The sequence below is a fragment of the Pseudomonas sp. A0308 genome (assembly GCF_044218815.1).
GTDB lineage: Bacteria > Pseudomonadota > Gammaproteobacteria > Pseudomonadales > Pseudomonadaceae > Aquipseudomonas > Aquipseudomonas iridis.
In genome coordinates this window covers 1,368,678-1,388,535 of record NZ_CP162581.1, presented here as the reverse complement: position 1 = coordinate 1,388,535, position 19,858 = coordinate 1,368,678, and the positions used below count along the sequence as shown (strand labels likewise).

Below are 19,858 nucleotides of genomic sequence, written 5' to 3'. Positions count from 1 at the left end.
GCCCCATGGCAAAAATTGGTGGCAAGAACTTCGACGTGAGCCTGGGCGATCTGTCGCTGCACGTCGAGAGCTGCACCCTGGACATCACCGACAACTCGGCCGTGGCCCAAACCCGGGGCGTGCCTGACGGCTACGTGGAGGGCGACGTGGCCGCTGCCGGCGAACTGGAACTGGACAGCTCCAACTTTCAGTTGCTGATCGACGCGGCGCGATCGGCGGGCAGCTTCCGCAAGCTCAAGCCGTTTGACGCTGTGTTCTTCGCCAAGGCTGGCGAAGACGAGGAACTGCGCGTGGAAGCCTTCGGCTGCAAGGTGAAAATCTCCAGCTTGTTGTCGATCGATCCGAAAGGCGGCGAGAAAACAAAACACAAGGTGCCGTTCGACGTCACCAGTCCGGACTTTATCCACATCAACGGCGTTCCGTACCTCGACGCTACCGAGATCGAGGGACTGCGCTAATGGTGGATTGGTTCGACCGCGCCCAGGAGCTGGAACAGCGCCAACGTGATCAGGCGATCAAAGCCCAGTTGCTGAAACCTGTGCCGGTCGGGCCGAGCCTGACCCATTGCCAGGACTGCGACAACGAGATCCCACCGGCGCGCCAGGCGCTGGGCGGCAAGACGCGTTGTGTCCCGTGCCAGACGGGCTTTGAGCAGAGTAAACGCTGATGACGACTGACGCCGCACGCCTCGGAACGCTGGAGCAGAGATTCGCCGTATTTGAACACCGGCTGAGCGAGTTGGAAGACCGCCACGAAACAGTGCCTACCCGCGTGACCAAGTTGGAACAGGGGTTCGAACATATGGCCGGGCAACTGTCGGAACTGAACGCTGGCCAGCAGACCCTGACGGTCGCGGTAAACGATATCGGCGCCAAGGTCGGCCGCTTGCTAACCATCCTCACGCTGGTCGGAGCCGTCCTGCAAATGGTTGTGCCGGCACTGTTGCGGGTGTGGTTCCCATGAGCCTGCGCGGCAGGATCATGGCCGGTGCGATCGCGCTGGCCAGCACGCCGCTGGTGATCTTCCTGGGCACCTGGGAAGGCAACGGCCAGAACACCGTTTACGCGGACAAGCTCGCCGGCGGACTGCCCACGGTTTGCAAAGGCATCACCCGGTTTACGAGCTCGTACCCGGTCGTGGTCGGCGACTACTGGTCGCCCGCCAAGTGCGCCGAGGTGGAGCAGTTGGTGATCCGCAAAACGCAGCTGCAGCTAGCCGAGTGCATCACTAACCCGAACGTGGGACAGACCACGTTCGACGCACTCACCAGTCATGGCCACAACTTCGGCGTGACCAGCACCTGCGCCAGTCGAGCGGTCGCGCTTATCAACGCCGGCCGCATCGCCGAGGGCTGCAAAGCTCTGGCATGGGCGCCGGACGGCAAGACGCCGGTATGGGCCTTTGTGACTGACGCCAAGGGCCAGAAGCGCTTTATTCCGGGCCTGCACAACCGCCGGCTGGCCGAATCCCGGCTGTGTGCGGAGGGCTTGTGATGCTGCGCCAAGCCTTGTTCCTGGTCGTGTTGTGCCTGGTCGCCTGGATCGGTCTTGACTCGCTCGAAGGCCAGCGCGACGAAGCCAGGCGCGAGCGTGATAGCGCGAAATGGGAGGCCAGCGGCCTGCGGGAAGCGGCACGCATCAGCGGCGAAGTGCTCGCCGAGCGGGACGCGATCGACCAACGAAACACCAAGGAATTGACCGATGCACGCACTGAAAACGAACGCCTGCGCCGCGCTATTGGCGATGGCACTGGCCGGCTGTACGTCAGCGCCACCTGTCCCGCTTCCGGATCTTTGTCCGCCACCGCCGGCACCGGCCGCGTGGCTGATGCAGGACGCGCCGAACTCGCAGCAGACGCTCGACCGGATTATTTCACCCTCCGAGATCAGCTCGCCTTAAGCCGGCAAATGATCGTCGGACTGCAGCAATACGTCCGTGGTGTGTGCCAGCGATCGCCAGCGCACCAGGACACGAATTTTTCCAACCTCAACAAGAGATCTACCCAATGAGCCAACAGAACAACACCGAAATCACCCTGGAAGTCGGCGAACAGGAGTTCACCTTCAACCTGACCCCGGCCGACGTCACCAAGTACTTCAACGCGCTGACCCAAACCAACAAGGTCGCCCCAGGCAACAACCTGTTGATGACCACTGTGCTGCAGGAACAAAAAACCGTGCTGAAACCGCTGCTGGGCAACCCGGTGATGGTGATGCAGATCGCCGGCGCGCTGCTCGAGGAGTACGCGCCGAACGTTGAGGTGATCGTAAAAAAGCGCACGAGCACGCTGAGCGCTTAAGCGAAAACGGCCTGGGCCAGCTCATGGCCCTGACGAACCGCTGGCTACCTGGTACGGAACCCACGCCCGAGGCGATGGGAACCGCCAAGTGGCTGGAGGACGAATACTGGAAACGCATGGAGTTCGCCGTGGCTAACGGCATCGCCCTTGCGCTGAACGGATAACGACTTTGGCAGACCGTAGCGCCAGCCTGGCTTTCATTCTCAGCTTGCAGGACAAGGTCACCGCGCCTCTGGGCAAGGTGAAAATGGGCTTTTCCGAGCTTGCCGATCAGAGTGAAAAACACATAAAGACGATCGGGCTTGGCCTGGGCGGCGTGACCGCTGCTGTGGTCGGGATCCGTGAGTCCATGGAACCGGCGCTGGAGGTCAATCGCGCCCTGGGCGACGTCCGATCGTTGGGCGTGGCCGAGGATGCATTGTCGGCACTCAATGTCAAGTCGCTGCAGTTCGCGGTGAGCTATGGCGAGAACGCCAAGGATTTTGTGGCCTCGGCTTACCTGATCGAGGGCGCCATTAAGGGGCTTGCCGGCAACCAACTCGCCACGTTCACCAACACCAGCAACTTGCTGGCGAAGGCCACCAAGTCCGACGCCGAAACCATGGGCGAATACGTCGGCACGCTCTACAACCTGCAGAAGTCCCAGGCCGATGCGATGGGGAAGGGCGCGTGGGTGGAAAAGCTCGGCGGGCAAACGGCGCTGGCTGTGCAGTTGTTCCGTACCAGCGGCGCCGCGATGAAAGACGCCTTCAAGGAGGCCGGCGCGATCGCCACCACATCTGGCGTCGACCTTGCCGAACAGATGGCGGTGATCGGCACGCTGAGCAGCACCATGGAGGGCGGCGACGCCGGCGGACGCTACAAAGCGTTCTTCGAGAACATCGGCGCGGCATCGGAAAAACTCGGCATGAAGTTCACCGACCAGCAGGGCAAGGTGCTGCCGATGATGGCGATTCTGGACAAGCTGCAGGGCAAGTTCGGTGATCTGACCAGCGCGTCAGCCGGGGCCAAGTTAATGGAGGCCTTCGGCGGCGAAGGCGCCCAGGTGATCGGCGCGCTGGCCAAGGACACCGATCGATTGCGCAACGGCATCGAGCAGTTGGGCAAGGTGCGCGGTCTGGAGAACGCCGAGCAGATGGCCCGGGCCATGGTCGATCCCTGGCAGCAATGGGCGTCCCTGGTCGAAGTCATGCGGGTGGTGTTTGGCCAAGTGCTGATCCCGGTGCTGACGCCGTTCATGAACAAGATGGTGGATATCGGCAAAACATTGGTGCGCTGGTCGCAGCTGTTTCCCAACATCACCCGGGTGATCGGCATCACCGCACTGACCATCATGGCAATCGTCGGCGCCATGTCGTTGTTGACCGTGGTGATCGGCGTTGCACGGATGACCTGGCTGGGCCTGTTATCGGTTTGGAAGGTCGTGCAGTTGCTGAGCCTGCGCACCGTTGCCGGCTTCGTCCTGCAGAAACTGGCGATCCTGGCTTACATGGCCGTGATCTACACGCTCAGCGCCGGCCTTGCCCTGGTGCGAGGCGCCATGCTGCTTTGGCAGGGCGCGATCTGGCTGGTCAACGCTGCACTGTTAGCCAACCCGATGGTGTGGATCGTGGTCGGTGTTCTTGCGCTGGTGGCGGTGATTGTCGCGGCGGTTCACTACTGGGACGAATGGACGTCCGCCCTGATGAACACCGCCGCGTTCCAGTTCGTCGCCGACAAGCTCCAGAAACTGTCCGACTGGTTTAACTCAATGGGCGGCTGGTCAGGCATGGCCAAGGCCGCTTGGGACAGCATCGTCGGCATTTTCACCAAGGCCGTAAACGGCGTGATCGAGCTGCTGAACAGCATCCCGGGGGTGAACATCGAAGCGCGTTTCGGCGGCATGCCTGAAGTGCCCGGCGTCGATGCCGCGACCAATGCCGCTGACACCGCCAACGCCGCGCAGAAAGCCCAGCAAACCATCAACGCGGCAATCCCCAGCCTTTCGCCGGCGCGCCCTTCGGCGGTGCCGCCCGGCGGCTTGCTGACCAGCATCCAGAACAACAACAGCAGCCAGAACAAGGGCACTCATGTGGAGAACGTGAACATTCACACCGCCAAACCGATGAACCCACTGGAAGTGGAAAACATGGTCGCAATGGCAGTCGGCGGATGAGCGAGTACGTAGACCTGTTGATCGCGAACAACGACCTGGCACTGGATCCGTCACACCAGCCGTTGCTCATCGATGACCGCGCCTGCATCGCACAGGACATCGCCCACATGATCCGTGATAGCGGGCTGCTGGTGACGTTGGTGGCCGAGCGCGATCGGTTGCGACAGCGCGACTGTATCCAGCAGCTGGAACTGTTGGTGGAAGACGATCAGCGCCTGGTGCCTGGTACGGCACGCATCACCCAGCAGGAACCAGGCGTGTACCTGGTCACTGCGAAAACCATGAAATTCGGTTCGATTGAGGTAAGTCTGTGAGCCAGGTCGATTTTAAAAAGGTGATCGCCGACGCCGGCATTCCGACCACGGAGGCTGGTTTGAAGGCAGCGTGGGAAAAGGAGGTCGAAGCCCAAGGCGCCAAGGTGGCGAACACCAGCAGTTATTCGCCGTTCTGGCGGGTAATGACCGCGCTGGTGACCAAACCGTCGTTGTGGCTGTTGGACTTTCTGTGCCTGACGGTGCTGCCGAACTTCTTTGTGAAAACGGCGGTGGACGCCTGGCTGGACATGCTCGCCTGGGCGGTCAACGTCGAGCGTAAAGGCGCCACCAAAGCCCGCGGTAAATTGCTGTTCACCCGCGCCTTACCGGACGGCGTCATGGAGCTGGAAAAAGGCATTGTGGTGCAGTCCGCCGCAATCAACGGCAACGTGTACCAATTGATTACCACGGCACCGGCGACGTTCGTCGCGGGCCAGCTGCAGCTGGAAGTCCCGGTAGAGGCGATCGAATCCGGCAGTGGCTTCAATCTCGCCCCGGGTTACTTCGCGATTTTGCCAGTGCCGGTACCGGGCATCATCCAGGTCGTGAACAAGGACGGTTGGCTGGAATCACCTGGTGCGGATCCGGAGCCGAACGATCAGCTGCGTTTGCGCGTGCGCAACCAGTTCTCGGCGGTGAACCAGTGGCACACCGACGCGGTATATCGCGCCATGATCTCGGCTTTCCCGGGTGTTCGTCCGGATGGCGTCTACTTCGAACACGGCGCACCACGTGGCCCGGGCAGTGCGAACGCCTTCGTGTTGTTTGACGCGGGCGTGCCGGCAGCGACTTATCTGGAGCAAATCAATTCGCACATCCGCGACCAGGGCAACCATGGCCACGGCGATGATCTGCTGGCCAAGGTCATGCCCGAAGTGCCCGTGAGTGTTGCGATGACGCTTTGGCCGCAACCGAATCTGAGCGCCGAGCAGATCGACACGTTGAAAAGTGAGATCGAGCTATTCATCCGGGCCGCGTTTCGGGAAAGCACGCCCCGCGATTATCAGCCGACGCTGACTTATCCCCAGTCGCGTTTCAGCTTCAGTCGCCTCGCTGAAGAACTGCACCAGCAGTTTGCCGATATCGCCTCACTGCGGTTTACACCCGGCGTGGACATCACCAGCGGGTTGGACATTCCGCGCCTGACTTCGCTGAAGGTGAACCTGCAATGATCAAACTCAAATTGCCGTTCTGGCTGGGCGGTACCGAGCTGTCAAAGCTGGTGGCCGCTGCACAGGCGTGGTGGGAAACCGTCACCGGGTGGCTGCGCTGGCCCTATTCGCAGATCGATCCCGACACCTGCCACATGAGCATTCTTGAACTGTGGGCTTGGCAGCGGGACGTGACGCGCTTCAAAGGCGAACCGGAATCCCTGTTCCGGCTGCGGGTGAAATACGCCTTTATAAACTCCGTGGATGCCGGCAGCACGGCCGGCATGAAGCGCATTTTCGAGCGACTGGGCGTGGGCTACGTGGAGATCGAGGAGCGCCAGCCCGACCGGGATTGGGACGTCGTGCTGCTCAAGTTCAGCAACGCCCAGCTGTCACTGAATCCTGAACTGTTGCGCGTGCTGATCCAGCAATACGGCCGAACGTGTCGGCGCTACGACTTCGTAACCATCACCCCCGTGGGGCTGCAAATCGCCCTGATCGACTTCAACGACGACCAGCAAACGCTGGTTGCCAGCCTGTAGGAGCGCACCGTGAGCGCCAGTATTACCTTGGCCGGCGAAGGCCAAATCGCCCTTAAACAAAGCCAGCAAAAGCCGCTGATCGTCAGCCGCTTCATCTTCGCCAATGTGCCCGGGCTTGATCCGACCGCGTCGCTCGATCGCGCTGCCGGCAAGCCACCGGCCGGCCAGATCGTTCACGTCTACGACATCCCGCCGGAAAATGCTGGCTTCGTGAATCCCAACCAGGTCGTGTATAGCGCCCAGTTGGGTTCGGATATCGGCGACTGGGACTTTAACTGGGTCGGTCTTGAAGATGCCGACGGCTTGCTGTTCGCCGTGTCCTACGTGCCGCTGCAACAAAAGCGCAAGAACATCCCACCGCAGCAGATCGGCAACAACGTCACTCGCAATTTTCTGGTGGCCTTCGACGGTGCCATGAAACTGACCGGCGTAAAGATCGATGCCAGTACCTGGCAGCATGACTTTACGGTGCGCCTTGCTGGCATCGATGAACGCGAGCGCCTGAGCAATCGCAACCTCTACGGGCGTGCATTCTTTTTCAGTAACTCTCTGACATTCGAAAAGGCAGAGACCGGCTACCAGATCAATGGTGGCACGGCCTACATCGAAGGCATCTGCGTGGCAATTGCGAAGTCAGAAGCGGTCCCCGGCGTCATTCCAGTAGGTAAGGTCTGGCTGGACGTTTGTCTTGAGCGTCAATTGAACGATCGGGTGGCTGTGTGGAAAGTGGTATTCGGCGAACAGGCCGATTACACCGATGCTGCCGGCGTGCGTCATTACTGTGTGCCGATCGCTGATTTCATTTCATCCAGCAACATCGTGGATTTACGGGACGCCGAGCCAGTCGGCGGTGCGTTGATCAAATATCTCGCATCGCGTACAGGCGACTATCCGCTACTGCGCGCACGGGCCACGACCAAAGAAGACGTAGATCTGGGCAACCTGCCCAACGCAAAAAGCGATGACCCAACCACCAACAGCAGCGAAATTCTGGCGACGACCGCAGCGCTGAACAAACTGCACAAGCAAGTCGGCGACTCCATGACGGGCATGGTTGCCGGCTTCAGCATGTATTCGGCGCCGGCGGGCTGGCTTGCATGCAACGGCGCCGCTATCTCGCGTACTGCATTCGCTGGCCTGTTCGCACGCATCGGCACGCACTACGGGGCGGGTGACGGAACAACCACGTTCAACGTGCCGGACATGCGCGGTCTGTTCCCCCGTGCGTTTGATGACGGTCGCGGCGTTGATCCCGGCCGGGCTTTCGGATCGTTTCAGGACATGGCTCTGCATTCGCACGCTCACACAGCCTCGGCCGCTGCCGTGGGTGATCACTTGCACACCGCTTGGACAGATGCGCAAGGCAATCACGTCCACAGCGCCTGGACTGATGCCCAAGGCAACCATGACCATGGATGGCGGATCGCAGCGAGTGGCCAAGCCATTTCGGTTGGTTATCCAAGGTACGGCGGTAGCCCCGTTGATCTTGAGATGCCTAATGGCGCAAACGCGGACAACCAGCCGATGCGAACCGACTACCAGGGCAACCACGCACACAACGTCGGCATCGGTGCCGCTGGCCAGCATGCGCACAACGTTGGTGTCAGTGGCGGCGGTGCCCACACCCACGCCGTGACCGTCGCCGCCAATGGCGGTACCGAAACCCGGCCGAAGAACATGGCCCTTTATTACTGCATCAAGTATTGAGATCGAGCATGACTGACAAACTCGTTTATCAGACGGACTATCTCGGCATCTTTATTGGTGCCGTGAAGGCTGAGGAATCACCGCTGGAAGAGGGTGTGTATCTAATCCCCGGTGGCTGCGTGGAGGCTGCACCACCAGCAGTTCCGGAACACAAAGCCGCGTGGTGGAACGGCAAAGCTTGGCAGCTTGTGGACTTCCTCGGTGGCGTCGTGGTGTACAGCACCGACACTGGCGAGCCGCGAACGCTGGAAGGCTTCGAACCGATGCCGGCCGGTTTCACCATGAAAAAACCCGGATCGAACCAAGTCTGGAAGAACGGCGAATGGGTTGATGACATCGAGGCCGTGCTGGCTGCACTCCGGGACAAGAAACTGCAAGCAATCGCGGCTGATTGCACGGCTTACATTGCCGGTGGCTTCAACTCCAGCGCCTTGGGCGAGCCATACCGCTACAGCAGCACGATCGATGACCAGGTGAATTTGAACGGCCAGGTATTGCTGGGCCTGGACGATGTTTACCCATGCTATGACGCTCATCAGATAATGACATTCCTGCCGCACACGATCGGCCAGTTGCAGAAAGTCAGCCTAGACCTGGTGCGCTTCCGGCAAGCGGCGCAGCAGCACGCGGAAACTTTGCGTCAGGCTGTGGCTAAGGCTCAGAAAGACAAGGATCTGAAGGCAATGAAAGCCATCACTTGGACGCCGCCGGCATGACCTGGGCACCGGTGACGATGCGCTGGCCAGAGCAGGCCACGCAGTGGATGGGCGGGCTGTCAGCGGCCAGGGATCTGGCCGACGGTGAGCTGGCCAGCACCGCCCAGCGTCTGGCTGGCCTGAGTGGCCTGGCCAACACCAACCCGGGGCCGGTCGGTGATGCTGCCAAAAGCGCGATCGCGGCCGGACGCGCCGCGCTGGCCGAGCAGTTGGGCCAGGTGCCGGCGTGCCTAGTCGTGACGCCGTTTCAAAGTGGGGTTGGCCAGGGCGCGGGTTATCAGCGTTTTCTCTCGGCGCCCAACGCGCTGGAACATCTCGCCAAGAAACTGGAAGACGCTAGTGACAGCGGGCGCCCGACTGGGCCGCAATACGCGCTGTCGATCCTGTTCCTGGGCACGCGCCTCGAACAGTTGGCCAGCAGCTTGGCGCGATTCAATGCTCTGCTGCCGATCCCTGACCTGGTGCGCACCGAGCGCCGGGCGCAACACCTGGTGAAACTGGAGAGCGAAAAGTGGGAGATCCCCGGCGCCGGAACTCTGCCGCGCTGGCAGGGTTTGCCGCTGGAGCGTTGCACGGTGGTCAAAGCCGCCAAACAGTCCATGGCGGGGCAAATAGCCGTGCTGGAAGGCTACGCCGCCGACAGCTCGCCATTGGCCGATCTGGCAGCGCTGGCTGCGCGCAAGAGCGCCCAGCAGCAGGGCCGAGATAAACAATTGGCTGACCTGAAAGAGCTGCTGGCAGGGGGCAACCCTGACGTCAGCATGCGCGCGCGGATGGTAGGCCCGGGCACCGCCGGCGAATTACGCCGCGAACTGCTCGCCGGCGATGCCCCGGGCCATGAATGGATTCAGTGCGCCGGCGTGTTGTTGGTTGGCAGCAAAGAAGGGCTGAGCTTCGTGCGGGAACTGGTGGGCCTATGACGCTGCTACTCGACGGGCAAAAAGTCCAGGGCAAGAATCTCAAGGTCACGGCCAACCTGCGAATCGAAAGCGGCGATATGTCCGGCCAGACCAGCAACACCGACAAGGCGCACAAGGGCTTTAAGCCTAAGACGCTGGCCGTCTCGCTGATGATTCCCTTTGTGGATAAAACCCAGCTGACAGATCTGATGCGCATGGCTGAAACCACGGCCAGCGGCGGGCAATTGCACCTGTACCGGATCGTGAACGACACGGCGGAAGCCTTCGGCGTGCGTCAGGTGGAATTCTCCGACGGCGTCAGCGCCCGGGAAGCGGACACCCTGAAAGCCTGGCTTGTGCAATTCACGCTGAGCGAGCGTGAATCGAACCCGGAGAAAGTAGAAGGCCGGCGCGCCGGCAACAAGGTCGACGCTCAAGGTGGCCCGGGTAGTCCGGTCGGTGCCGGCGGTGCCGGCAACGGCGAAGGAACCAGCGACAACCCCGCGCTGAGCGGCTTTGAAAAGGTGCTGGGACGTGTGGATAAGTGGCTGGGCGGGAGTGAGCCGACGTGAAGCTGCACAAGATACTTTCCATCAATGGCGCCCCGATCGCTCTCATCAAGGAGGACGTCAGGCTGGACGCTACCAGCCCCGGCCGGGCGAACTTCACAGTTCAATCCCCTGTGCCGCTGAAAGGGCTGGTGACGCTGGATATCGGCTACAACGAGGGCACGTTGCAACGGCACTTCATCGGCTACATCGAACGCTGCACCGCCGCCAACGCGATCGAGCAGGTGTTGTTCTGCCGTGAGCTGGCCGCCGTGCTGGCCAACCCGTTGCCGTTGAACCTGCGTCATGTGGATCTGCGCGCCGTACTGGCCCAGGTCAGCGAACAGACTGGGCTGCGCTTTCGTGTCCCTGATCGGCCTTATGCCAGCGTGAAGGCGCCGTATTTCTACAGCCTCGCCGCCGGTTACCAGGCGATGGACAGTTTGGCCCGAGTGTTCAGCATTCCCGACTTCACCTGGCACCAGCTGGGCAACGGTGAAGTCTTCGCCGGCAGTTGGGCCGACAGTTTTTTCGGCGCACGTGCGTCGCTGCAAATCCCCATGGAGCTGTTCGACAGCTACCAGGGTAACCAAAGCGCGATGGTCGCGGCCCTTCCCGGGTTGCGACCAGGTGCAACGATCAACAACGGCGAGCGCATCACCACGGTGACGCTCTCCAATGACCAGATGGCCATCCGATGGAAGACGCAATCCGCCGCGCTGTAGAGCGCCAATTCCCCGAACTCACCGGTGGTTATCACCTTCCGCGATTCGCCCGGGTGGTCGCCGTGGCCGACGCGCCGGCGGACGCAGGACTGTGCGACGACTTCCGTCCGCGCTACGCCGTGGACATCGAAGTACTCGGCGCCGACGATGAACCAGACCCGGCCATGCCGCCGCTCACTGGCGTTCCTTTACCGCTGCCCACCGGTGGTGAGGAAATGGGCATTTACGCCTTTCCGGAGGAAGGCACGCGGGTCGTGGTGTGCTTTGCCTACGGCCTGCCGAACAAACCCTACATCCAATCGATCTTGCCGCACGGCCTGAGCATGCCGAAGGTGTCGAAAGGTGACCAGGTATGGCAGCACAGCGCAGCCGCACAGCAGCGCGTCGACGCCGACGGCAACTGGCTGCGTCAGACCGATGGCAAGATCCGTGATCAGGCGATCGAGCGCGAGGTTGAAGCCCTGGACAACAGCGAGCACTTCCAGAGCCATACGCAGACGATTGATGACCACTCGACCGAGACGGTGGGTGGTATGAAAGCGATCGAGGCGCTGGGCGCGCTCAAGCTGATGTCGGGCGGATCCGCGAGCTTGGCCGCGGTGGATGATTTGCACCAGGCAACCGGTCGGGATCTGAATCTAGTGGTGGGTCAGAAGCATAATGCCACGGTGGGCGGAGACATGGCTGAGCAGATCCGCGGCTTGCGTGAAAGCATCTCCGGCACAAGCCAACGCTTAGAGGCTCCCAAGAGTTGGGTTGGGTCGAGAGGGGTGAATATCTTTCAGGTTGTGTGCGATCTGCTCGACATAGTGCAGGAAATGAACGACCAAATCGCATCGCACGTTCATGGATCATCGCCGATTCCGAGTAACGCTGCAGCCTTTGCTGCGGACGCTGCAAACACGATGCTGCTTGCGACCAAGCTGAAGATGGTCACGCTGTAGGAGCCGTAAGGTCGATACCTACGGTTCGTTGCACAGCTAGGTGCACTTTTTTGACTGTCTCTGAACCCTACGAGGTGTAGCACTCGGGTCTTGAAGTATTTGGATGTCTTTTTTTCATGAAGTTAAGGTGTTGCTATCCTAGCCGACTATTATTCTGGTGGTGTGTTTTTAATGAGTATTACATGACGGTCGCGCCTTTGGAATTGTCAGGTAGATCAATGTCAATCATTTCTCTTTGTAGTAAATCTGGATTGTTAATCTTTCCGAATTTATATACTGGACCTCGATAGCCAAAAATACTCAATGAAAAAATGTAGAACAGACCGAGGCAGTCACACATGCGCTTGAAGTCTTTTTTTGAAATTGCTTTAGATACCCCGGCAGCTTTTGGGTGAGCGGAAGAATTTCTGAGATCTATCCAAGATTGTCGCTCGTCCTTATCTATTATTCCACGCTCAACAAGGACGGAAAGTGCCTTTTTGGGGTGCATGTTGCCCCATTTCTCAACGCTGGAAACTAAAGTGGCTTTATGGTCTGTGCTAATCGCTAGATTATTCAGTTTCTGAATAATATCTATTTTTGCCTTTTCTAATTCGGCATCCTGTTCAGTAAGTTCGAGGCGAGGGATGTATACGTCGTTGAGCAGACCTTCGATAGCCACGCCCAGTGTAAGTAACGTAACGCTAGTCTGGGAGCGATAAGCATGCCATACCCGCGCCCATTGAGCATATCCGCTCTGGAACAAGTTTGGGTTGGTTCTACGGACCTCCAGCATGCCAGAAAGAATTCCGTAATGAACATCTGGCCAGCCAGGTGCCGAAGCCAAGGCAGGGAACGGTTCTGCTATGGTGTGGGATCTGTACGTCTTGTTGACAGATCTGAGCTGAAGCGTATGCGCATGACCTAAGCGCCGTACCACAGCATATGGCTGTGGCAAGCGACCTGAAGATAAAGCAAGATAGTAGTTAAGGGTTTCGTAAACCTCATCGACATTAAAGTCGCCGCTTGCATTAATCTCCATATAGGCTCCGTGATCAACAATAGATATCTCGCATTCAGGTTTGTCGACCTCAATCAGCGTCTGATTCCAGTTGTAGGACTCATATCCTTTTAAACTAGCTTTTACCGTGTTTAGCTTGTTTGTGGGTATTCGGCACGGTTCGCATATCTCAAAGTTTAGGCTTGTTTTATGCTTCGAAACATACGGCGACTCATAATGGAGTTCGACAAACTCCAGTGGTATGTTAACTACGAAAGGTCTTGTTGTGAAAATGTTATTCATTTGAAATGAGAAGTCAGTCGCTTCAAATGTCCAGCCTTGAATTGTTGTTGCTTTTAGTTCTAGTTTTTGGTTTTCATCAAACGGGCTTTGTGGGATCTTGCTTAATATTGTGCTTTTTGCTGGTCTTTCAATAGGCTTGCAAACTAGTTCTAAGTAAATCAAGCCGGTCGGATTGATCAGCAACTTTCCGTGCCCTTTTAGCTCAAGCTCGGCTGAACGTTGAGTAATTACAATGTCGGTGCAATGAAGTTCTAACTCACCTTTTCGCATATCTTCAAAAAACTTACTAGTATCCATTCCAAGCTTCCCATTGCGATGCGTGATGACGCGTGGCTTAGCTTTATCCTATCGGAATGTTCTCCCTATAAGTAGTTATAGCGGCGTGGTCCGCAGCCACGCCGTCCGCAAAATTCGCTTTCTAGAAAAAAATAGGCATAAAAAGCACTTATCCCCCTCCCGCCGGCGGGTCCCGTTAGTTATTTTTTTGAAAAGATTCGGGCGATGAAAACACTACTCCCACCTACCCAGGCTATGGGGCCTGGCGATCAATAGTCCCTTTCATTTCTGGAAAGGTTTTTCATTTTTTGGAAACAAGATTGCACAAGACACGCGAAGCCGCGCGCGTGGGACCAAAACAGCGAAAGCCCGGCGTACATCGCTAAAAGGTTAAAAAAGGCCGGATTACGGGGGTTTTACTGATTGGCAAACTTGCGTCTAAGCATCCCTCGGTGACCGCAGAAAATTATGCTTTTTAGGCCATAGGGCTCACTGCGTAAGGGCTACAGCGATCATGCCGATTTCATTATTTAGCAGCGCACCTACCAAGACGCTAGGAGGCGACTACGCTCATCGCATCATTCGATGTGATGAGATCCTTGAGTTCAAAAAACTGAAGGATTTGTTTAGCGCGAGATGCCGCTCTGGCAGCCAATCATGTTCCACGGAGGAATAATGGCAGAAAAAAATCGGTCCAAATTGCTGCGTTTAACCGTGCGTAACATCGGCTGTATAGGTGATGAAGGGATCGAGATTGAGCTGGATAACATCGTTTGCCTTGTGGGTAAAAATAACGCAGGTAAATCGACAATCCTCAGAGCGTATGAGCTAGCAAAGGGCACAGTTCCTTTCGATGTTCATCGCGATAGGCATCAACATGCGCAGGACGACCAGCCATCGGAGGTACTGCTTGAAGTCCACATTCCGGACGGGATAGGCAACGTAGACGCAAAGTGGAAGTACGCGAAAGGTGACTTTCTCGTTGTCAAAAGTAGATGGTGTTGGGACGCGCCAAGCTTTCAGAGAATCCGGACAACGTGGGATCCCACCGCCGGACCAGAAGGAAAAGGCGATTGGGCCGAAGACGCCAAGGCAGGAGGAGCGGACTCCGTGTTCAGCTCGCGGCTACCGCGTCCACTTCGAATCGGCTCTCTCGACGACGCTGCAAAAACTGAGGATATGCTCCTAACCCTTGCCCTGACTCCTTTATTCACAGCATTAGAGCAGGCGCGCTGTAATTCCGAGTCTGATCTGGCCCGAGCCATTGCAAGCGTATCTCAGAATATGCAGGTCCTGAGCGGACAGCACGAAGACCACTTCAACATTATCGCCAATCGGGTATCAGCCGGGTTTAAAGGTGTTTTTCCTGCGCTTGATGTCAGCCTACAAATCGGCAGCGCCCCACTCGTGCCGAAGCTGACTGAACTTCTCAAAAGTGGTTCAAGCTTGCGCGTAAAAGACGGCACAGCGGAAACTGAGCTATCCCAACAAGGTACTGGAGCACGCAGAGCGCTTTTTTGGTCAATGCTTCAGGTACACAACGAGCTTACCCGCGACAAGGAGGTCCGAGCGGACTTTCGAAAAGGGCTAGAGAAGGATATTACCGAGCTTAACAAACGAATTGTTAAGCCAGCGAAAGGAGCTGATGTAGCAGCGTTAGAGGAAGAACTTGCTAATGCCAAAGCTCAACTGCAAGCACATGATAGCGGTGGCCCCATCCCCGACAGTCCAGATGATCCTGCTTTCCCAGGATACCTGCTTCTCATAGATGAACCGGAAAACGCGCTACATCCCATGGCTGCTCGTGCAGCTCAACGTCACTTGTACAAGCTAGCGGAGAGTCCGGATTGGCAAGTCATCATGACGACCCACTCACCATATTTCATAAACCCATTCGAAGATCACACAACCATCGTCAGGCTTGAGCGCTCAATTGAAGGAGCCAATGCTCCTATAACACCCAACACGTATCGTTCAGACCTAATCGAGTTCGAAGGGGATGACAAGAAACGGCTTCAGGCACTACAGCATATCGACCCGAGCTTCTCTGAGGTCTTTTTTGGGTCCTACCCCGTGCTAGTGGAGGGAGATACGGAACACGCAGCGTTCATGGCATCTATTCTCGAAAAGCAGCATCAGCTTATAGATCAGGTGACTATCATCCGAGCAAGAGGAAAAGCGATCCTCGTGCCCCTAATCAAAGTCATGACTCATTTCAAAATCGACTTCGCATTGGTACACGACGCTGATTCCCCCTTCAAGAAAAACGGGCACAAAAACGGTATGTGGACCGAAAACGACAAAATCAGGACTGGCATGCAAGCTGCTCGACAAGCTGGATTAACAGTGCGACATCGCATCAGCATTCCTGATTTTGAACGTTTTTTGGGGGGAGAGGAGGCTTCGAAGGACAAGCCGCTAAATGCATATCTGCAGGTGACACAGGATGACGGCTTAGCGAAGGCTGTTCAGGAACTTCTCACTGGACTGCTAAGCTCGAATCAGCACGAGCCTTATGCTTCTGAAGCCATCCAAGCGAGTGGATATATGCCGCTGCTCATTGAAGATGTGACCAAATGGGCAGAGCAGAATGGGCTTGGCGAAGATATTCGATTCAAGAGCCAAGATAACGCGTAACACGAGGCTACGAGGCGGCGAGCCGCACCGCCTCTGTGCAATCTGCGCTTTCCATGCCGTATGGATATTTTCAAACGTGGGCTGGGAAAAAGGTAATTTTGGTAAGCGAGATATAGAAATGGGCTACAGCCCTTGTGGTGCCTAGCTTTCAGTCATTACCTCAAGAGGTAATTTTAGGTAAGAGTTAGGGTAATAATTTCTGAAGTGCCCCATTTTGCTGGGTTTGAGGGCTATCAGGGATTACTCGTAGGAAAGGTAATTTTCTAACTTCATACTTACCAAATTATTACCTTTGAGGAATTCTCTCAACGCCACGATTTTCAAGGCTTCCAGAGGTCGGCTCACGCTGTATTACCAAAATTACCTTTTTCCCATGGGTCAACATGAAACGTCGAAATGGCTTTCGCGACCCTGTTCTGCAACCTGGTGTGCAAAACCCATGGGACTGACATGGGACTGAGATTAAAAATCTCGCTCCTCTGCAGCCCTTATAAACCGGGGGGGTGTGCTCAAAAAAGCGCAAACGGGTAGTTTCGAATCTCTCCTTCACCGCCAAATTTAGTAAACACAAACCCCTGATTTCGAAAGAAGTCAGGGGTTTTGTGGTTTCTGGTGTCTGGAATTTGCCGACGTGGGTGATGTGGTCGGCTGAATTCTGGTTTGAGCATTACAATCGCGGTTTTATTGCCAGTAAAAGGACGACGTTCATGATCATCTCCACCACTCACGCCATCGAAGGCCGGCAGATCACCGCGTATCTGGACATTGTCAGTGCCGAGTCGGTGCAAGGCGTCAATGTGATCCGTGACATGTTCGCCGGTATGCGCGACTTTTTTGGTGGTCGGTCGCAAACGCTGGAAAGAGCATTGAAAGAAGCGCGCATTCAGGCCACCGACGAGATCAAGGAACGAGCGCGTGCTTTGCAGGCAGATGCGGTGGTCGGGCTGGATTTCGAGATCAGCATGCCGGCGGGTAAGGGCGGCATGGTTGTGGTGTTTGTGACGGGCACAGCGGTGAAGTTGCGCTGAGCGGGCCGCCGCGGTGTTGAATTTTTGTAGGCCATTCGTCGGGCGTCGGCCGATCTGAACAACAAGTCCAGTAATGACCGGCTAGTCTCAAAATTCTGAGTGGTCGATACTTTTCAGGCGAGATGGTTTTGCCGGTGTCGACCTTTTACGAAGGGGAGAGGGCATGACTGCACCGTATATTGAAGACGATGGCGCTGAATTTTCCTTCAACAACTGCGTACGCTGCGGACAGAGCGAGTACCAGTCGGGCTTTGGCGAAGACACGATTCAGAACGCCAAGATCAAATCCGCGGCACCAAAAGGGCCTAAGGCGAAATTCCTTCCTAAGGTGATGGCAAGGGCCAGAAAATAAGCTTTCTCGACATAACCCCGTCATTGAGCGGGGTTTTTTATGTCTGATCGCTGATCGCCGATACGTTCTACAAATGGTTTAAAGAATTGCGTTTTCTTTCACAAAGTTTTCACGTTGTCCGGCGTAGGGTGAAGCCATCCGTTAGAAAGCAAGTCTCCAGCCCGTCTCCCCAGCGGGCTTTTTTTTGCCTGTCGTAAAACCTTTTTCAGAATCGCGGTCAAATCGGCGCCAAGTGCTCGCTGTGCTTTGGTTCCGTCTGGACGTTTGCCCTTTGGTGACATCCAATCCCGGCCCTTTTTGTCTTCTCTGTTTTTGAGGTTTCGTCATGCGTTTAACTCTCCCTGCTTTGGTTCTTGGCCTCTTCTTTGTTCAAGGAGCAATGGCTGCCGGCGATGGCACTGCGGCATTGGGCGGTGGACTGGGCGGCGCGCTGGGGAATGTGGTCGGTCAGAAAATGGGCGGCAGCACCGGTGCCGCGATTGGCGCGGGCGTAGCAGGCGCAGCGGGCAGTGCGGTGGCGGCACGCAAGGGCAGTCGGACCAAAGCGGCCATTGGCGGCGGTGTCGGCGCGGCCGGCGGTTCGGTGATTGGCAACAGCCTCGGCGGCAGAAATGGTGCGACTATCGGTGCGGGCTTGGGCGGTGCAGCTGGCGGTGCGGTGGGCAGCAACCTGTCCAAAGGCCGCAAGCGTCACTGAGATTGATTGCGTGTCCAGAAAAGCCCGACTCGATGTCGGGCTTTTTCGTTGCTGAACGTTTTTCCCGCTAATGCCTCCAATAGCTTATAAGCCCTTGTTCGGGCGTACTGTCCCGCTTCGGGAACTGTGAGGTTCAAATGCGATTGTCATTATCTGCACTGTTTTTCGGATTGCTGGTTGCTCAAGACGCGATGGCTGCCGGCGACGGCACTGCCGCCGTCGGTGGTGGCTTGGGTGGTGCGTTGGGCAATGTGGTTGGCGGACAACTTGGTGGTAGCACTGGCGCTGCGGTGGGTGCAGGTTTGGGCGGCGCGGCGGGCAGTGCGGTTGGGGCGGATAAACGCAGTCGCACGGAAGCCGCTATTGGCGGCGGCCTCGGCGCCGCCGGCGGATCAGTGGTGGGCAATAGCCTTGGCGGCTCAACCGGTTCAGCCATCGGTGCAGGCTTGGGTGGCGCGGCAGGTGGTGCTGTCGGCAACAACCTGGGTGACGATGGCGGTAAGTCTCATTCCGGTGGTGGTCATAAACACAAGAACAAGCATAAAAACAAACATCGTTGATTGATGTTTAAACAGAAACCCGGCCCTGCGCCGGGTTTTTCGTCTCTGCTCATCGGACTCGGGAACGATTGGCTGCAGGGCGTCTCGAACGTCATACACTCCCCCGAAATCCCGAGGTATGCCATGACTCCCGAAACTGAAGGCAAGGAAGAAAAAGGTTCAAGCGGGCTGCCGTTCATCAACGATCCGGGGAATGAAGATCCGGGGTCGGTTATGGACGATGCGACGGTGCCGTTGAATGATTCGGATGATGCACTGGATGGTGAGTATGACGAGGAGGAGGATGAGCAGTGACCGAAGTTCGTTGGATGAACGTGTTGGCAGCGTGAAATCCGAATCTTCAGGGCCTGTGTTTTTCAGGCCCTTTGAGAGGTGTGAAATGAGTGGTGAGTTGAAGAGCGATGAGGTCGATGATACGCCTGAATATCCGTTGCCTTCGCCTACGGATCCTTTGGGGCGAGATGATTTGCCGCTGGAGGATGAGGAGGGCGATGAATCAGGTGAAGACCGCACTAAAGATGATTGAATCTTTTTACATCAGAACGACACGTCAATTCTTTCCGCTGTTATTTTCACGAACTGTTCGTTGAGGTGTGGATAATCGTAATGAAGCCCCTGATCCGAAAACTCGACAAATGACTTAAAGATATCTCCTTCTAAGCGGCCATGAATTTCACACGAAAAACCATTGCCGAGCATTTCGATGCGTTCTTCTTCATTCTCTATATTTGAGATGGCTAACTCTTCGGGTAAAACCATTTCCAACTCGACTTCATAAGTTTTTCCTACGTCAATGACAAAAGGGCAGTAGCTTGCAAAACCTCTGAATGTCACATCGTTCACGCGAAGTACGATCAGGTCTTCGACGTACGGGTCGATTTCAATAACATGCGCAAGGTATTTTTTAGTCATCCGCGGGACTCACTGTTTTGTCTTTTCCGTCGCCATTTATCGTTCGCCAGAACTCTTTTCCACTTTTTGCATGAAGCGTTGTAATTTCATTGTTTTGGTTTGTACCTACAAAAGC

At 56.8% G+C, this 19,858-nt stretch carries 26 protein-coding genes; 24 read left to right on the top strand and 2 right to left on the bottom strand.

All coding sequences use genetic code 11. The annotated features are described in order from the left end of the window. The first annotated feature begins 5 nt into the window (after positions 1 to 5). Genes AB4P92_RS06450 through AB4P92_RS06370 form a run of 17 tightly spaced genes read left to right on the top strand, consistent with a single transcriptional unit; the run spans position 6 to position 11,999 of the window. Positions 6 to 458 carry a phage protein gene (locus tag AB4P92_RS06450; protein WP_395599142.1) on the top strand — a complete coding sequence of 151 codons (453 nt, stop codon included), beginning with the start codon at positions 6 to 8 and terminating at the stop codon, positions 456 to 458. After that, complete coding sequence (locus tag AB4P92_RS06445) at positions 458 to 667, top strand: TraR/DksA family transcriptional regulator (RefSeq protein WP_395599141.1); 210 nt, start codon at positions 458 to 460, stop codon at positions 665 to 667. The genes AB4P92_RS06450 and AB4P92_RS06445 overlap by 1 nt, the downstream gene beginning before the upstream one ends. Continuing rightward, positions 667 to 963: a hypothetical protein gene (locus AB4P92_RS06440; protein ID WP_395599140.1), complete on the top strand. Its 297-nt coding sequence runs from the start codon at positions 667 to 669 to the stop codon at positions 961 to 963. Before AB4P92_RS06445 ends, AB4P92_RS06440 begins: the two co-directional genes overlap by 1 nt. Continuing rightward, the gene (locus tag AB4P92_RS06435) at positions 960 to 1,493 is read left to right on the top strand and encodes a lysozyme (RefSeq protein WP_395599139.1); all 534 of its coding nucleotides are present in this window, start codon (positions 960 to 962) and stop codon (positions 1,491 to 1,493) included. Before AB4P92_RS06440 ends, AB4P92_RS06435 begins: the two co-directional genes overlap by 4 nt. Then, the gene (locus AB4P92_RS06430; protein WP_395599138.1) at positions 1,493 to 2,008 is read left to right on the top strand and encodes a lysis system i-spanin subunit Rz; all 516 of its coding nucleotides are present in this window, start codon (positions 1,493 to 1,495) and stop codon (positions 2,006 to 2,008) included. Before AB4P92_RS06435 ends, AB4P92_RS06430 begins: the two co-directional genes overlap by 1 nt. Next, positions 2,005 to 2,298 carry a putative phage tail assembly chaperone gene (locus tag AB4P92_RS06425; RefSeq protein ID WP_395599137.1) on the top strand — a complete coding sequence of 98 codons (294 nt, stop codon included), beginning with the start codon at positions 2,005 to 2,007 and terminating at the stop codon, positions 2,296 to 2,298. The genes AB4P92_RS06430 and AB4P92_RS06425 overlap by 4 nt, the downstream gene beginning before the upstream one ends. A 23-nt stretch (positions 2,299 to 2,321) precedes the next feature. After that, positions 2,322 to 2,462 carry a DUF6890 family protein gene (locus tag AB4P92_RS06420; protein ID WP_177433972.1) on the top strand — a complete coding sequence of 47 codons (141 nt, stop codon included), beginning with the start codon at positions 2,322 to 2,324 and terminating at the stop codon, positions 2,460 to 2,462. 5 nt (positions 2,463 to 2,467) lie between these two features. After that, positions 2,468 to 4,453: a phage tail tape measure protein gene (locus tag AB4P92_RS06415; protein WP_395599136.1), complete on the top strand. Its 1,986-nt coding sequence runs from the start codon at positions 2,468 to 2,470 to the stop codon at positions 4,451 to 4,453. Continuing rightward, positions 4,450 to 4,767 carry a DUF2590 family protein gene (locus AB4P92_RS06410; RefSeq protein WP_116256727.1) on the top strand — a complete coding sequence of 106 codons (318 nt, stop codon included), beginning with the start codon at positions 4,450 to 4,452 and terminating at the stop codon, positions 4,765 to 4,767. The genes AB4P92_RS06415 and AB4P92_RS06410 overlap by 4 nt, the downstream gene beginning before the upstream one ends. After that, positions 4,764 to 5,939: a baseplate J/gp47 family protein gene (locus AB4P92_RS06405; RefSeq protein WP_395599135.1), complete on the top strand. Its 1,176-nt coding sequence runs from the start codon at positions 4,764 to 4,766 to the stop codon at positions 5,937 to 5,939. The genes AB4P92_RS06410 and AB4P92_RS06405 overlap by 4 nt, the downstream gene beginning before the upstream one ends. Continuing rightward, complete coding sequence (locus AB4P92_RS06400) at positions 5,936 to 6,460, top strand: phage tail protein (protein WP_395599134.1); 525 nt, start codon at positions 5,936 to 5,938, stop codon at positions 6,458 to 6,460. The genes AB4P92_RS06405 and AB4P92_RS06400 overlap by 4 nt, the downstream gene beginning before the upstream one ends. Before the next feature lie 9 nt (positions 6,461 to 6,469). Beyond that, entirely contained in the window at positions 6,470 to 8,167 is a 1,698-nt protein-coding gene (locus tag AB4P92_RS06395; RefSeq protein ID WP_395599133.1) for a phage tail protein, read from the top strand. Between the two features lie 8 nt (positions 8,168 to 8,175). Next, a complete protein-coding gene (locus AB4P92_RS06390; RefSeq protein WP_395599132.1) occupies positions 8,176 to 8,883 on the top strand; it encodes a hypothetical protein in 708 nt (235 codons plus the stop codon). Then, positions 8,880 to 9,803 (top strand): hypothetical protein, encoded by a 924-nt coding sequence (locus tag AB4P92_RS06385; RefSeq protein WP_395599131.1) that lies wholly within the window; start codon positions 8,880 to 8,882, stop codon positions 9,801 to 9,803. Before AB4P92_RS06390 ends, AB4P92_RS06385 begins: the two co-directional genes overlap by 4 nt. Beyond that, positions 9,800 to 10,354 (top strand): DNA-binding protein, encoded by a 555-nt coding sequence (locus tag AB4P92_RS06380; protein ID WP_395599130.1) that lies wholly within the window; start codon positions 9,800 to 9,802, stop codon positions 10,352 to 10,354. Before AB4P92_RS06385 ends, AB4P92_RS06380 begins: the two co-directional genes overlap by 4 nt. Beyond that, entirely contained in the window at positions 10,351 to 11,055 is a 705-nt protein-coding gene (locus tag AB4P92_RS06375; protein ID WP_395599129.1) for a hypothetical protein, read from the top strand. The genes AB4P92_RS06380 and AB4P92_RS06375 overlap by 4 nt, the downstream gene beginning before the upstream one ends. Next, the gene (locus AB4P92_RS06370; RefSeq protein WP_395599128.1) at positions 11,028 to 11,999 is read left to right on the top strand and encodes a hypothetical protein; all 972 of its coding nucleotides are present in this window, start codon (positions 11,028 to 11,030) and stop codon (positions 11,997 to 11,999) included. Before AB4P92_RS06375 ends, AB4P92_RS06370 begins: the two co-directional genes overlap by 28 nt. Before the next feature lie 178 nt (positions 12,000 to 12,177). Here the strand turns inward: AB4P92_RS06370 and AB4P92_RS06365 are convergent, their stop codons facing one another. Next, the gene (locus tag AB4P92_RS06365; protein ID WP_395599127.1) at positions 12,178 to 13,578 is read right to left on the bottom strand and encodes a hypothetical protein; all 1,401 of its coding nucleotides are present in this window, start codon (positions 13,576 to 13,578) and stop codon (positions 12,178 to 12,180) included. Between the two features lie 654 nt (positions 13,579 to 14,232). Between AB4P92_RS06365 and AB4P92_RS06360 the strand changes: the two genes are divergently transcribed. The 7 genes from AB4P92_RS06360 (at position 14,233) to AB4P92_RS06330 (ending at position 19,357) form a co-directional block, all read left to right on the top strand. Continuing rightward, positions 14,233 to 16,194, top strand: coding sequence for an ATP-dependent nuclease (locus AB4P92_RS06360; protein WP_395599126.1), 1,962 nt, complete (start codon positions 14,233 to 14,235; stop codon positions 16,192 to 16,194). A 707-nt stretch (positions 16,195 to 16,901) separates the two neighbouring features. Further along, a complete protein-coding gene (locus tag AB4P92_RS06355) occupies positions 16,902 to 17,222 on the top strand; it encodes a YbjQ family protein (RefSeq protein WP_047300625.1) in 321 nt (106 codons plus the stop codon). Positions 17,223 to 17,385: 163 nt separating this feature from the next. Continuing rightward, positions 17,386 to 17,574 (top strand): hypothetical protein, encoded by a 189-nt coding sequence (locus AB4P92_RS06350; protein WP_042558470.1) that lies wholly within the window; start codon positions 17,386 to 17,388, stop codon positions 17,572 to 17,574. Between the two features lie 325 nt (positions 17,575 to 17,899). Further along, positions 17,900 to 18,271 (top strand): glycine zipper domain-containing protein, encoded by a 372-nt coding sequence (locus AB4P92_RS06345; protein WP_395599125.1) that lies wholly within the window; start codon positions 17,900 to 17,902, stop codon positions 18,269 to 18,271. A 137-nt stretch (positions 18,272 to 18,408) separates the two neighbouring features. After that, entirely contained in the window at positions 18,409 to 18,831 is a 423-nt protein-coding gene (locus AB4P92_RS06340; protein WP_395599124.1) for a YMGG-like glycine zipper-containing protein, read from the top strand. Between the two features lie 123 nt (positions 18,832 to 18,954). Next, positions 18,955 to 19,125: a hypothetical protein gene (locus tag AB4P92_RS06335; protein WP_164488108.1), complete on the top strand. Its 171-nt coding sequence runs from the start codon at positions 18,955 to 18,957 to the stop codon at positions 19,123 to 19,125. Further along, positions 19,115 to 19,357, top strand: coding sequence for a hypothetical protein (locus AB4P92_RS06330; protein ID WP_042558474.1), 243 nt, complete (start codon positions 19,115 to 19,117; stop codon positions 19,355 to 19,357). The genes AB4P92_RS06335 and AB4P92_RS06330 overlap by 11 nt, the downstream gene beginning before the upstream one ends. A gap of 11 nt (positions 19,358 to 19,368) precedes the next feature. Here the strand turns inward: AB4P92_RS06330 and AB4P92_RS06325 are convergent, their stop codons facing one another. Then, a complete protein-coding gene (locus tag AB4P92_RS06325) occupies positions 19,369 to 19,743 on the bottom strand; it encodes a hypothetical protein (protein WP_395599123.1) in 375 nt (124 codons plus the stop codon). Between the last annotated feature and the right edge of the window lie 115 nt (positions 19,744 to 19,858).

Coding starts and splice junctions, on each gene's coding strand:
- AB4P92_RS06425 (WP_395599137.1), top strand. CDS start 2,005: ATGAGCCAACAGAACAACACCGAAATCACCCTGGAAGTCGGCGAACAG.
- AB4P92_RS06350 (WP_042558470.1), top strand. CDS start 17,386: ATGACTGCACCGTATATTGAAGACGATGGCGCTGAATTTTCCTTCAAC.
- AB4P92_RS06340 (WP_395599124.1), top strand. CDS start 18,409: ATGCGATTGTCATTATCTGCACTGTTTTTCGGATTGCTGGTTGCTCAA.
- AB4P92_RS06380 (WP_395599130.1), top strand. CDS start 9,800: ATGACGCTGCTACTCGACGGGCAAAAAGTCCAGGGCAAGAATCTCAAG.
- AB4P92_RS06390 (WP_395599132.1), top strand. CDS start 8,176: ATGACTGACAAACTCGTTTATCAGACGGACTATCTCGGCATCTTTATT.
- AB4P92_RS06365 (WP_395599127.1), bottom strand. CDS start 13,578: ATGGATACTAGTAAGTTTTTTGAAGATATGCGAAAAGGTGAGTTAGAA.
- AB4P92_RS06325 (WP_395599123.1), bottom strand. CDS start 19,743: ATGACTAAAAAATACCTTGCGCATGTTATTGAAATCGACCCGTACGTC.
- AB4P92_RS06430 (WP_395599138.1), top strand. CDS start 1,493: ATGCTGCGCCAAGCCTTGTTCCTGGTCGTGTTGTGCCTGGTCGCCTGG.
- AB4P92_RS06335 (WP_164488108.1), top strand. CDS start 18,955: ATGACTCCCGAAACTGAAGGCAAGGAAGAAAAAGGTTCAAGCGGGCTG.
- AB4P92_RS06330 (WP_042558474.1), top strand. CDS start 19,115: ATGAGCAGTGACCGAAGTTCGTTGGATGAACGTGTTGGCAGCGTGAAA.
- AB4P92_RS06410 (WP_116256727.1), top strand. CDS start 4,450: ATGAGCGAGTACGTAGACCTGTTGATCGCGAACAACGACCTGGCACTG.
- AB4P92_RS06435 (WP_395599139.1), top strand. CDS start 960: ATGAGCCTGCGCGGCAGGATCATGGCCGGTGCGATCGCGCTGGCCAGC.
- AB4P92_RS06420 (WP_177433972.1), top strand. CDS start 2,322: ATGGCCCTGACGAACCGCTGGCTACCTGGTACGGAACCCACGCCCGAG.
- AB4P92_RS06445 (WP_395599141.1), top strand. CDS start 458: ATGGTGGATTGGTTCGACCGCGCCCAGGAGCTGGAACAGCGCCAACGT.
- AB4P92_RS06355 (WP_047300625.1), top strand. CDS start 16,902: ATGATCATCTCCACCACTCACGCCATCGAAGGCCGGCAGATCACCGCG.
- AB4P92_RS06400 (WP_395599134.1), top strand. CDS start 5,936: ATGATCAAACTCAAATTGCCGTTCTGGCTGGGCGGTACCGAGCTGTCA.
- AB4P92_RS06385 (WP_395599131.1), top strand. CDS start 8,880: ATGACCTGGGCACCGGTGACGATGCGCTGGCCAGAGCAGGCCACGCAG.
- AB4P92_RS06370 (WP_395599128.1), top strand. CDS start 11,028: ATGGAAGACGCAATCCGCCGCGCTGTAGAGCGCCAATTCCCCGAACTC.
- AB4P92_RS06345 (WP_395599125.1), top strand. CDS start 17,900: ATGCGTTTAACTCTCCCTGCTTTGGTTCTTGGCCTCTTCTTTGTTCAA.
- AB4P92_RS06450 (WP_395599142.1), top strand. CDS start 6: ATGGCAAAAATTGGTGGCAAGAACTTCGACGTGAGCCTGGGCGATCTG.
- AB4P92_RS06360 (WP_395599126.1), top strand. CDS start 14,233: ATGGCAGAAAAAAATCGGTCCAAATTGCTGCGTTTAACCGTGCGTAAC.
- AB4P92_RS06440 (WP_395599140.1), top strand. CDS start 667: ATGACGACTGACGCCGCACGCCTCGGAACGCTGGAGCAGAGATTCGCC.